The sequence below is a fragment of the Paenibacillus tianjinensis genome (assembly GCF_017086365.1).
Lineage (GTDB): Bacteria > Bacillota > Bacilli > Paenibacillales > Paenibacillaceae > Paenibacillus_AQ > Paenibacillus_AQ tianjinensis.
Genome location: NZ_CP070969.1, coordinates 1,934,456 through 1,946,770, shown reverse-complemented (window position 1 = coordinate 1,946,770; position 12,315 = coordinate 1,934,456). Strand labels below are relative to the sequence as shown.

10 protein-coding genes are annotated in these 12,315 nt (G+C 48.7%); 3 read left to right on the top strand and 7 right to left on the bottom strand.

Annotated features, from left to right (window positions below):
- The first annotated feature begins 174 nt into the window (after window positions 1–174).
- Both JRJ22_RS08340 and JRJ22_RS08335 read left to right on the top strand, forming a co-directional pair.
- Window positions 175–501 (top strand): PadR family transcriptional regulator, encoded by a 327-nt coding sequence (locus JRJ22_RS08340; protein ID WP_232381074.1) that lies wholly within the window; start codon window positions 175–177, stop codon window positions 499–501.
- Window positions 501–1,067 (top strand): DUF2812 domain-containing protein, encoded by a 567-nt coding sequence (locus JRJ22_RS08335; RefSeq protein WP_206104039.1) that lies wholly within the window; start codon window positions 501–503, stop codon window positions 1,065–1,067. The genes JRJ22_RS08340 and JRJ22_RS08335 overlap by 1 nt, the downstream gene beginning before the upstream one ends.
- A 76-nt stretch (window positions 1,068–1,143) precedes the next feature.
- Here the strand turns inward: JRJ22_RS08335 and melA are convergent, their stop codons facing one another.
- The 7 genes from melA to JRJ22_RS08300 all read right to left on the bottom strand — a co-directional run bounded on the left by melA (window position 1,144) and on the right by JRJ22_RS08300 (window position 9,730).
- Window positions 1,144–2,649 (bottom strand): alpha-glucosidase/alpha-galactosidase, encoded by a 1,506-nt coding sequence (gene melA / locus JRJ22_RS08330; RefSeq protein ID WP_206104038.1) that lies wholly within the window; start codon window positions 2,647–2,649, stop codon window positions 1,144–1,146.
- A 110-nt stretch (window positions 2,650–2,759) separates the two neighbouring features.
- Window positions 2,760–3,719: an AraC family transcriptional regulator gene (locus JRJ22_RS08325; RefSeq protein WP_232381073.1), complete on the bottom strand. Its 960-nt coding sequence runs from the start codon at window positions 3,717–3,719 to the stop codon at window positions 2,760–2,762.
- A gap of 181 nt (window positions 3,720–3,900) precedes the next feature.
- Entirely contained in the window at window positions 3,901–5,955 is a 2,055-nt protein-coding gene (locus tag JRJ22_RS08320) for a methyl-accepting chemotaxis protein (RefSeq protein ID WP_206104037.1), read from the bottom strand.
- A complete protein-coding gene (locus JRJ22_RS08315; protein WP_206104036.1) occupies window positions 5,952–6,098 on the bottom strand; it encodes a hypothetical protein in 147 nt (48 codons plus the stop codon). The genes JRJ22_RS08320 and JRJ22_RS08315 overlap by 4 nt, the downstream gene beginning before the upstream one ends.
- A 38-nt stretch (window positions 6,099–6,136) precedes the next feature.
- Window positions 6,137–6,982 (bottom strand): sugar ABC transporter permease, encoded by an 846-nt coding sequence (locus JRJ22_RS08310; protein ID WP_206104035.1) that lies wholly within the window; start codon window positions 6,980–6,982, stop codon window positions 6,137–6,139.
- On the bottom strand, window positions 6,979–8,292 hold the full coding sequence (locus JRJ22_RS08305) for a carbohydrate ABC transporter permease (protein WP_206104034.1): 1,314 nt from the start codon (window positions 8,290–8,292) through the stop codon (window positions 6,979–6,981). The genes JRJ22_RS08310 and JRJ22_RS08305 overlap by 4 nt, the downstream gene beginning before the upstream one ends.
- Before the next feature lie 106 nt (window positions 8,293–8,398).
- Complete coding sequence (locus tag JRJ22_RS08300; protein WP_206104033.1) at window positions 8,399–9,730, bottom strand: sugar ABC transporter substrate-binding protein; 1,332 nt, start codon at window positions 9,728–9,730, stop codon at window positions 8,399–8,401.
- A gap of 798 nt (window positions 9,731–10,528) precedes the next feature.
- Here JRJ22_RS08300 and JRJ22_RS08295 point away from each other — a divergent pair.
- Entirely contained in the window at window positions 10,529–12,274 is a 1,746-nt protein-coding gene (locus tag JRJ22_RS08295; protein ID WP_206104032.1) for an alpha-glycosidase, read from the top strand.
- Window positions 12,275–12,315: the final 41 nt, after the last annotated feature.

The window sequence follows — 12,315 nt, the reverse complement described above, 5'->3', positions numbered from 1 at the left end:
TCGGAATCCAGAATGATATCCTCTTCAGGATTCATATACCAGACAAGTTCCATACATTTCCTTAGGCTGTTTTTTGGGGATAGCCTATTGACATCTATATCGGCTAACGATATAGTTTATATATCGTTAGCCGATATAACGAAATCCGATACAATTTTAATGAGGTGAAGCAGGTTGCCCGAAAGCAAAGATTATGGAGCATTAACCGAAGGGGTCTACTACATTCTGTTGTCCCTGTTCACCCCAATGCACGGCTATGGCATCATGCAGAACGTGAAGCTGCTGAGCAATCAGCGTGTTGACCTTGGTGCAGGCACCCTATACGGGGCGCTGGGCACACTGGTAGAACGGGGCTGGATCGAGCCTCTTCAGGGTATTCAGGATTCCCGCAAGAAAGAATACAAAATTACGGAACAAGGCATTCTCGCCGTGCAGACAGAATTGACAAGGCTGGATGAACTGCTGTCCAACGGAAAAAAGCTACTGGGAGGCGAATCGTAATGAGTCATACGGTACGGAAATTATTCTTTAACTTTGAGAAGGAAGAACAATGGCTGAATAACATGGCGGCTAAGGGACTTGCGCTTACCGAATATTCATTGGCCCGTTATGTGTTCGAAGACAGTGCCAAGGGGGAATATATTTACCGGATCGAGCTGCTTGAGGATGGGATAAAAGGGGCTAAATCAGTAGAATACCTGCAGTTTATGGAGGAAGCCGGAGTAGAACGTGTGCCAATGAACAAAGGACAAGTTTCTTACAACAAGTGGGTTATTTTTAGAAGAAGAGCATCAGAAGGACCCTTTATAATTTATTCGGATACTGACTCCAAAATAATGCATTATAGACGTATCCACCGCCTGTGGATCTCCCTCGCTCTTATGGAACTTATCATCGGCTTCCTGAATGTAGGGCTGGTGGCTATGGACTACATCAGTATTGTTTCCAATATTAATCTTGTCATGGGTCTTATGCTGATCATTCTGGGTGCGGCTTTCCTTCTCTTCAGTCTGCCTGTGCGCAAAAAAATCAACAAATTGCAGAGCGACAAGCTAATCCGGGAGTAGCTTCCGGATTAGCCGCAGCTCATGCAATGTTGCCTAACAGGCCGGAAGCAGATTCTCTGTCCAGGCCCCTTCTATACTAGTGTACCTTTTCCCGGTCCTTGCCCTTATCTGATTCTCCCGCGTTTTTATTCGCGGCCTCGCGGTCGAGCTGCATTTCTTCCACGGACTTCACCTTTAGCCTGGCCGCCCCTTCATTATCTGTCCGGGTAGGAATCAGGTTGCCTGATGCCAGCCGCTGTTTGGCTTCGGCAATGGCAGCTGTATACTGCGGCAGCCACGGCTCTCCAGCGACAAGCATCTCATCCACCATCTGCCAGATTTCCGGCGGGCTACAGACCGCGCCGACCAGCGGGTCCATCATGAATGCCTGCCGCAGCAGCAGATCATCGCCATGCACAGCGGCTTCGACTGCGAGTCGCTGTACAGATATGCTGACATTACATACCGCAGCCGGTCCGAGCGGAAGTTCACCGACCAGCGGCATAGAGATACCGTTATGGTCCACATAACCCGGTGCTTCGATTACCGCATCCTCCGGCAGATTGGAAATCACGCCATGATTCACGACGTTGAAATGCCCCCGGTAGATGCGGCCAGTCTCAAGTCCTTCAATAATATATGAGCCATGCTCTTCCCCGCGGTTCCCCGCTGTATACTCCAGTGCCGGCTCCTTCATCCAGTTAGGAAAATCAGTCTCGAACCAGTTACGTCCTTCCGTGCACACCCGCAGGTAGCCGCCTGTTTCTCCGTTAATCCAGCTTCCCAGGTCAATCCAGTCCATAATTTCCGCGCTGCGCTTACGATACCAGGGTACATATTCGCTTAAATGTCCGTTCGATTCCGTACTGTAGTATCCGAACCGGCGTAGCATATCAATCCGCACCTTTTCAGTACGGCTGAATTCCGGATGCTGCTCAAATGCCGCAAGCAGACCTGCTGTCAGGTCCTTACCCTGATGCTTCGCTGAGATGTACCAGGTCTGGTGATTGATCCCGGCGCAGACAATATCTACCTCAGACTTCTTCAGCCCGTAGACTTCGGCAATTTGTTGATGGCCGTGCTGCACACCATGGCATAAACCGATCGTCCGGACCCCGCCGTATTTATTGCAGGCCCAGGTCAACATCGCCATCGGGTTCGAGTAATTAAGCAGCAGGACATCAGGGAGAGCGACTTCCCGGATATCCCGGCAAATTTCCAGCATCTCGGCGATCCCCCGCTGCCCGTACATAATGCCGCCTGCACAGAGCGTATCCCCTACGCATTGATCCACCCCATACTTCAGCGGAATATCCACATCTGTTGCAAAAGCCTCTAGTCCGCCCATGCGGATTGTGCAAAATACGTACTTGGCATCCTTCAGCGCTTCTCTGCGGTCCGTGGTTGGTTTGATCTGTATAGACATTTCATTCTCTCTAATATCCCGCTGGCACAGCTCGGTGACCATCTGCAGATTATGGCTGTTAATATCCAAGAAGGATACTTCAATATCACGGAATTCCGGTACTGTCAGCAGGTCGCGCAGCAGTCCGCGGGTAAACCCGATGCTCCCCGCCCCGATAAATGTAACTTTAAAAGACATGGTTATCAACCTCCGTTAATGGATTAGTTATTCCTGTCCATTGTAGCAAGGAGGCGAAGTGAAGCGTAACCTATATCATGACCACTTTCCGGGCTGGCTGTCAACAATCCTCACTTTTCATCTGAAAAGCGGGTGATGTCGCTCCAGGAATATCGCTCGATGGAATTACGGTATTCGATTGGAGTCATGCTGGCATACTTTTTGAACAGTAGATGAAAATACTGCCGGCTGCTGATGCCGACATAATCGGCAATATCCGCAACCGGTATTTCACTTTGCGCGAGCAGCATCTTGGCCTTCTCCATCCGCAGCAAGTTCAAATAATCGGTTAGGGTACAGCCCGTCTGCTTCTTAAATATCCGGTGCAGATATCCGGGATGCACATTTACAGCTGCCGCGACCTCCTTGGCCTGGATGCTGCGGTCATAGTTCTGATGCAGGAATTCAATGGCTCTCCGCACATAGAGCTGTGAGGGATGCTGGCGGGCTTGCAGCCGTTCCCGGCGCAGCCTGGAGAGGCGCAGCAGCAGCTCAGCAAACAACAGCCGGACCATACTGCCTCCGTCCTTGCCGTGCTGATCCAGCTCCAGCACCAGGGCTTTGAGCACATGGAAGACTTCCTCCGGATCCGCCAGCACCAGACTTGTGAAGGGGTTCCGCAGCAGTTCAGCAAGAGATTCTTCCTCCTTGGCGAGCCTGCTTAGCGAAGGCGCAACACCTGCATAGTCTGTGAAGCCGAATTCCACATTCAGCATCCGGCAGACATTGTCCTCATCAACAATCAGCCTATGCGGAACATTGGCATCGAGCATAATCAACTCACTGCGTTTAAGAATGAACCGCTCCTCGTTTCCTGAAACGCTGCGCACATCCACCGCACAGCTTCCGGAGATGACATACATGATTTCCGTCGAGTTATGCTGATGATAAGGCATGGTGTAATGATTCCACTGTTTATAGTAGTAGGCAAAAAAATGCGGACTGTATTCTCCCTCCAGCAGTTGCTGTTGAAAAAGGCTTCCATTAAGCTCCGGCACTTCCTTCACTCCCTTCACTTGACGGTAATACACCGTTCCAGCTTGAATAGGACTAGTGTATCCTGTGATGTGTTTCCCGACAAGAAGCGTTCCGGCAGACAAGCAAAACCCCTGCGCTTCCGTAAATGAATTACGGTACGCAGAGGCTTAATTAACTTTCATTTGTAATGAGCGGATACCGCCTTCACTACACTATTTAGATTGAACTAGCAGTTTATCCCTGAAAAGAAACAAGCGATTGCTGCAAATTCTCAGCCAGCTCTTCCAGCTTTGCCGAGAGGGCCACGAGCTCCTCGCTGACAATGAACTGCTGCGAAGACATCGAAGCCACCTCCTGTGTGGACGCGCTTGTCTGCTGCACTACCGAAATCACACTGGCCATGGATTCACCAAGCTGGCGCTGGAACTCATTCAGCTCAGAGACAGAAACGGAGGATTGGCTGATCAGCCCAAGGAACTCTTCCATCTCCCCCCGTACACTTTCAAAAATCACTGAAGATTCCCGTACTGACGTAATCTGCTCGCGGAACAACGGGCCTGCCTCGCTCACAACCTTGACTGTATTATCGATATGGCGGCTAATTTCTTCTGTAATTCTGGAAACGGATTGAATAGACTCGTTGGACTGGTTAGCCAGTCCCCTGATCTCATCGGCAATAACGATGAACCCCCTGCCGGCTGCCCCGGCACGGACGGCTTCTATAGAAGCATTCAGCGCAAGAATATTGGTCTGCTTGTTGACGGCAATCATCGGGCTGAGAATACTGCGGATCAAATGCGTGCTCTCCTGGAGCATCGCAGAGTTTTCCTGAATCAGCTCCATCATCTGCATTGTAGATTCACTTTGCGTGACAAGATTTTTCATCAGCTCCGCACCTTGGTCACTTACAGCTATCACCCGCTCCGCCGAGTTATCCATGATCGAGTTAATCTTAGCCACCTCGTTCATTTTGCCGCCCATCAGCTCCACATTGCGGTTGCTGCTCTCCGCTTCAGCCGCCAGACTCGCTGCCCCTTCGGCAATCTCACCTGTTGCTGCGGCCACCTCTCTGGCATGGGATGAGGTAGCACCGGAAGCCTTGACCAGCTCCTCTGAAGTTGCAAGCACTTCCGTCGCCGACAGTCCGCTTTGACCCGCGAGCAGAGAGATCTGCTCCATCATTTTATTGAAGCTGTGCCCGACCCGCCCGATTTCATCCTGGCCTTTAAAATTCGTCCGCACCTGCAGATTGCCCCGTTCGCCTTCTTCCATCAGACTGGCAAGCTTGCCCAACGGACGGCCGATCAGGCGAACAAGTACATAACCAATCAGCAGTGCAATTAAGGCCGCCGCCAGCACAACAGATAATGTAATGTAGAGCAGCCTGTCTGCTGATTTGGTGAAATCACTGACCGGCGCATAACCAAGAATCGTCCAGTCCGCCGTTGCCAGCGGCTGGTATACAACCAGTTGGGATTCGCCCTGCTCATTGCCTGCGGTGAAGGAATGCTCCACACCTGCAGCCTGTCCGGCATCCAACTTTATGAATGAAGATTGCCCAAGCAATTCATTATCTGTACCGTAGACAATGTTCCCCGCCGGGTCAAGAATGCGGATTTCCCCGGATTCCCCAATATTCAGGTTAGACAGCACATCCGTTAAGGCACTACTCTTAATTTCAATCAGCATATAATATTCCGCTTTTGTATTTTGCATATTACGCAGAAGCCGTCCCATCGTGAGAGAAGCTTCCATGTATGTATCGAAGAAGCCCTTCGGCCGGACGGGGAACCACACTGGATTGCCTTTGGCCTCGTCAATCTGCTTCAGTCTCGCCAGGATCCCCTCATCGGTGCGGATCCCCGTAACGCCCGAGGTTTTATAAGATTCCACTTCTGCTACGCTGCGGGAAACAAGCCGGATGCTCATGAGACGCTCATCGCTGCCTTTGACGGCATCCAGCTTACTGCGGATACGCCCCTCGGCGGCAACCTTAGCTACGATCCCGATACTGGAATCATTGATCGCCTCCAGATCTGCCTTGAGCAGCTGATCCACGGCAAATTGCCGAGAGAGCGCTTCATACTCGGCAAAGAGGAAATCCAGTTTATCAGCAGCCTGGACAATCGCTTGTGATGAAGCAGCCGCAACCTCATCAGTGATGATGCCTTTTGCTGCATAATAGGAGGTCAAACCAAGCACGGACGACAACAACAGAATGGTGCTAAACAGGATAATGAACAATTTGACGCCAACTGATTGCAAGCGCAAGCTTCGCTTCCGTTTCATATTTTCTCTCCCCACAAAATAAAATAACCCCACATATGTGGGTTATATTCTTTAAGCCCAATCATGCCCTTAGCATAAGTACCTGAAATGAACAAGGTACAGCCCATCGTAATCGACATAAAGGCTGTACCTTGTTTTTTCATAACATTTGTAAATAAGCACTAAAAGATAGATCGATTTATTAACCTTTGCTTGCACCTGCGGTCAAACCTTCAACGAGCAGCCGCTGCAGGAATCCGAAAAGAATCATAATTGGAATAGAGATCAGTACTGCTCCGGCCGCAAAAGTGGTGAAATTGGAGTTCTGATTGGAATTGACCATGTCCCACATGCCTACAGCTACGGTCCATTTTTCCTTTGTACGGAGAATTAGTCTGGCAAAGATAAAGTCAACCCATGGTCCGACAAACTGGGTAAGCGCCATATAGGTGATCATCGGTCTCGACAAGGGCAGGATGATTCTCCAGAAGATTCCGAAGTTACCGGCTCCGTCGATGCGGGCAGCTTCATCCAGTGATCGCGGTATCGTATCCAGGAACCCTTTGGCAATCAGGGTCCCGCCGAGCGGAGCTCCAGCTGCATACACGATGATTAGAGCCAAGTGTGTATCCAGCAGGTTGAATTCCTTCAGCAGCAGATAAATCGCGATCATACTCATGAAACCCGGAAACATGCCAAGCACCAGCAGTACAGACATTGTAGTCTTCCGCGTTTTGAATCTGAAACGGGAAACAGCATAGCTTGTAAGCAATGTCAGGAAAACACCCAGGAGCATCGAGAACATGGCAATCTTAAACGTATTAAGCCACCAGGTCGGGAACAGCAGAGTGTTATCATAAAATAGTGCCCGGTAGTGTTCAAGTGTAAACGTTTCGGGAATAAATGTTTTACTGTAAAGGGATTTGCCCGGCCGCAATGATGAAAACAGAATCCATATGGCCGGATACAATGCTGCAACAGACAGAATTACCAGCATCAAATAGCTTAAAGAAAGCCGTATAATTTTTCTAACTTTAACTCCGCTCATTGGATCATATCCTCCTCCTGGAATGATTTCGTCCGCCGGTAATTGTATATCGAGAATGTGGCCACAATCAGGAAGATAATGATACCGACTGCAGATGCCATGCTGTATTTATTCTGGTCCAGCGTAAGCTTGTAGAGCCATGTAACGAGCAAGTCGGTGGAGCCTGCATACTGATAATTCCCGTTGACAGGATTACCGTTCGTTAACAGGAAGATCGCATTAAAGTTATTGATATTACCTGCAAATTGGGCAATCAGTGTCGGTGCTGTTGAGAACAGCACCATAGGTAATGTAATGATGCGGAACTTCTGGTAGTTAGTCGCCCCGTCTACTTCAGCCGCTTCATACATATCGCGCGGAATGGTTGTCAGAACCCCCATAATCAGTAGCATAGATACCGGAATACCGACCCACATGTTAACCACGATAACCGTTACTTTGGCCCAGAAGGGATCCGTTAGCCAGGGAAGTCCGCCAAGCCCGAAAAACTTAAGATATTGGTTAATCGGACCAAACTGGCCGTTGAACAGGTTGCGCATGAGCAGGAGTGAGATCATCTGCGGGATGGCATAAGGAATAATCAGAATAGCTCTCCAGATGCCTTTAAAACGAACACCTTGCTGGCTGATCAGCATCGCGACCAGCATACCGCCGAAATAGGTGGTAACCGTAGATAATACCGCCCAAATAATGGTCCAAGTAAGTACACCGTAGAAGGTATGGCTCCAAGATTTAAGCAACAGTAAGCTGCGGAATGTTTCGAAGCCAACCCAGTCTACCAGCTTGGCTGGAGGCATATGGTTAGGCGCAGAATAGTTCGTAAACGCCAGCATGACCATGAAGATGATCGGCATCACTGTGAATAACAGAATGCCTACAGACGGCAGGATAAGAAAGGTCTGCGCAAACTTATAATCGAGGATATAACGGATGCTCTGTTTAAAATTGCCTGGGGTATGGCCTGCATCTCTCGCAGCCCCAGTATTGCGAGCATCTCTAATGTTCATATACCATGCAATCAGAAAAAGAACGAAGAATATGATGGTAATCAAACTCTGAATTAAAATAAATATAGAATGATCACCTTTGACGAGCTTGGCAATCCCTTTGACCTTCTCAAAATGTTGGGAGGTCGTGCCCAAGGTAACGATACCCCAAACCGCGCGTCCCAGGTTCTGAATAAAGTAAGTTAAACTTAATGCCTCTACAATCAAAAAAATAAAACCCTTGATAAATTGGCGGTTATATATTTGTCCCAATCCCATAAACAATGTAGACAGTATCGTTGCTCTAGTATGGTGTCGCTGCATTTCCCTTCCGTTCTCCTCTCCTGGGAAATCAGAGAATCGCCCGCCGCTACCAGGCGGCGGGCAATTTGATTTCATAAATATACTGTTGGAAAAGACCTACAGATGCTTATTGTGAAGCGCCATTGTTCAGATCTTTGATCTGTTGGGCTGCTTTGTCCATTGCAGTCTTAGGGTCTACGCCTTTATCCCAGATTTCCGGAAGAGCTGCGTTGACAGGAGACCATACGTTCCCCATTTCTGGGATTGATGGCATTGGCTGAGAGTTTTTAGCTTGTTCAGCAAATGCGGATACATAAGGGTCATCCTTGATTTGCGGATCTTCCAAAGCTTCCAGGTTGGTAGGGATCGATCCTACCAGTTTGTTCAGCTTAAGCTGGGCATCCTTGCCGGATGCGAACTCAGCATACAGCTTAGCGGCATTTGGATATTGGGTATATGCATTAACCGCAAAGATCTTGAAGCCTGCAAACGAGATAGCCGTCTTGCCGCCGATAGTCGGCAGTGGCGCAAGCCCCAGGTTGTCACCCAGTGCTGTTTTGTAACCAGCCAGTTCCCAAGGTCCGTTGATATCCATTGCTACATCGCCGGAGTTGAAGAGACTGCGCTTAATATCCGGGTTAATATCGCCGCTGTTGATTGGAAGAATTTCTTTCAGTTTCTTAAATTCAGCCAAGCCTTGGATAGCACCGTCGGTATTGATCCCGATATCATCTTTGTTTGTGCCGTTATCCCCGAAGATATAACCGCCGTTGGAAGCGATGAACGGATAGTCGAAATACATGTTGCCGACTTCCCACATGATTCCATATTTATTTTTTGGTTTGTCGGTGAAAGTTTTGCCGAAGGCGATTACATCATCAAAGCTCTTAGGCGCTTCAGTAACAAGTGACTTATTGTAATACAGAGCGTAAGTTTCAGCAGCACGCGGATATCCGTACAGCATGCCGTCATAACTAGCACCGATGATCGAAGCTTCCGTATTGTTCTTTACGGTTTCTTGTTCAAACACGTCGTTTGGAAGCAAAAGTTGTGCACTTGCAGCTCTGCCCAGGTTGTCATGTGGGATCAGAATAACGTCTGCAGCCAAGCCGGAAGGACCGTCTTGGGACAGCTTGGTGACTTGCTCAACTGGGGACAACTCTTCAACTTTCACCGGTACATTGTATTTTTCGGTGAATTCCTTGGCAATCTCGTCTGTGAAAGCTCTTTCTTCCTTACTTTCCCATACTACCAAAGATGCGCCATCCTCTGGGGTGATTTGTGCGGTTTCAGCGCCAGTGTTTTCTCCACCGTTGTTTTCAGCCGGTGCTGTGCTTTCTGACGGAGCATTCGTCGCTGCAGCGTTACCGCCATTTGTGTTGTTGTTACCCCCGCATGCTGCCAGCGATGTAGCCATTGCGGCAACAGCCGTGACCATCATCCATTTTCTCATTTTCATTACAGATAACCCCTCCCGATTTTGTATATCACTTTGTGCTTAAGATGATGCTGCAGAACATGCGCAAACGATTTCAGAGGATCTAAAAAAATGTGACTATATACGAACCATCCATCTGAATACGCTTCAACAAGTTCTAGAAAGCGCTTCATTCCTAAATTCATAATACAACAGTCAGGTTAATTGTTAAAACGTTTGCACATAGTGTATTCGGCCATATTTCGCAAAAAAAATCATATAACCGATACATATCTTCATTTTTCACATAATTACTCTTATTTACTCATGCTTTTATGCAAAAATGAATACTTATTTACCACTAACCCTGTACTTTATCTTAAAATTGAGGGTGAAGGTACCGGTTTCCCATTTTTCAAACCAACTTATCGCTTGTGAAGATTTGTGCAATGGTTTGTACAATAGTATTGAATGACCAAATATTCCGTGCTATAATCCAAACCATTATGAGCAGCCAGTCCTGCCTACAGCAAACAATCGAAGCATAGCCCCTTGTTCTTATATAATTAAAAGGCAATGTTACTGATCAGGGACAACCTCGGACACGCTTTTCGTTAGGTTGTGCCTTTTTGCTGTGGGCGGATTTCAGGTTCAATGTGTGCAAATGTGGCACAAAGCCAGTGCTTTGTCTGGCAAGGCTTCCATTTCAGCGCCATTTCATCCTTATATCTCTATTTGGTGAAAATGCTCACAAAACTTTAGTGTATGCTTCCGATGCGAGTTTTGCCCGATGACTAGTCGAGAATGCATGTGCTAACAAAACTTTTAGGAGGAATTATCATGTTGCTTGAAGCAGTATATCACCGCCCGCGCTTAAATTGGTCTTATGCCTACGATTACGAAACCATCCATCTTCGCCTGCGCGCCAAAAAAGGTGATCTAACAGAAGTATTTGCCTGGGCCGGGGATAAATATGCATGGGACACTACGAAAGAACTGATCCCGATGAAGCTTTTTACGAGCGATGCGATGTTCGATTACTGGGAGTGTGAATCTGTTCCCTTGTACCGCCGGCTTAAATACGGCTTCCTGCTGCAAAAGGGCCACGAGCGAATCTGGATGACAGAAAGCGATTTCCAAACTGAACGCCCATTAAATCCAAACCGCCTCTTCGAATTCCCTTACATCAACCGCGGGGATGTCTTCACCCCTCCGGCCTGGGTTAAGGATGCTGTCTTTTATCAAATCTTTCCCGAGCGTTTTGCTAACGGGGATGCCAGCCTGAACCCGGAGAATGTGCAGCCATGGGGCGGAACCCCTACACCTGAGAATTTCTTCGGCGGCGACCTGCAGGGTGTTATAGATCACTTGGATCATCTGACAGAGCTCGGGATTACCGGGATCTATTTCACACCTATTTTTGCCGGGACTACGAACCATAAGTACGACACCGAAGATTATATGAAGGTTGATCCTCATTTCGGTGATGTGCAGACCCTCAAAAAGCTCGTCGACGCCTGCCATGAACGTGGGATCCGCGTGCTGCTGGATGCCGTATTTAACCATTCCGGCAGAACCTTCGCCCCGTTCCTGGATGTGCTCGAGCATGGGGAGAACTCCCGCTACAAAGACTGGTTCCATGTCCGTGAATTCCCGCTTCAGGTAGTGGATAACATTCCTAACTATGATGCTTTTTCGTTTGAGCCGCATATGCCGAAACTTAACACAGAGAACCCTGAAGTAAAAGAATATCTCCTGAAGGTTGCAGAATACTGGATCAAAGAGGTCGGTATCGACGGATGGCGCCTGGATGTAGCCAACGAAGTAGATCACGGCTTCTGGCGTGAATTCCGCAAGGTCGTGAAGAACGCCAATCCGGAAGCCTATATTCTTGGCGAAATCTGGCATGAGTCTGCTCCTTGGCTGGAAGGCGATAAATTCGACGCCGTGATGAACTACCCGTTCACGGATGCCGTACTTGATTTCTTCGTCAACAGCGCGCTTGATGCGGAAGGCTTCGCCAATGCAATTGGCAAACAGCTGTCCCGCTATCCGCTGCAAGCCAGCGAAGTGGCCTTCAACCTGCTGGACAGCCATGATACGGCACGTCTCTTAACCCTTGCCGGCGGCGACAAAAAGAAATTCAAGCTGGCTGTGCTGTTCCAGTTCACCTTTATGGGCACGCCTTGCATCTACTACGGAGATGAATTCGGTATGGACGGAGAGAATGATCCGGGCTGCCGCAAATGCATGGAATGGGATCCCGCGAAGCAGGATCATGACCTGTTCAGCTTCTACCGCAAGCTGATTGAAATCCGCGGAAATCACCCTGCACTGCGCAGCGGCTCCTTCAAGTTCCTTGAAGCCGGCCGGGACGGCAGCAAGCTCGCCTTTGAACGCAGCATGGGCGATGAAGTAATCATCGTTCTCATGAATACGGAAGAGACCGCCCAGACCTTCCGGCTCGATGTAGAAGAGCGGGATTGGCAGGATCTGTTCAGCGGCGATTCCCTGCGGGCTGAGCGGGGCAAACTCACCCTTAAGCTTCCGGCGTATGGATATACCGCCATTAAAGCAATGCTGTAATCTCTCTTAGCAAATAAGAACACAAAAACGGCACTCTTCAC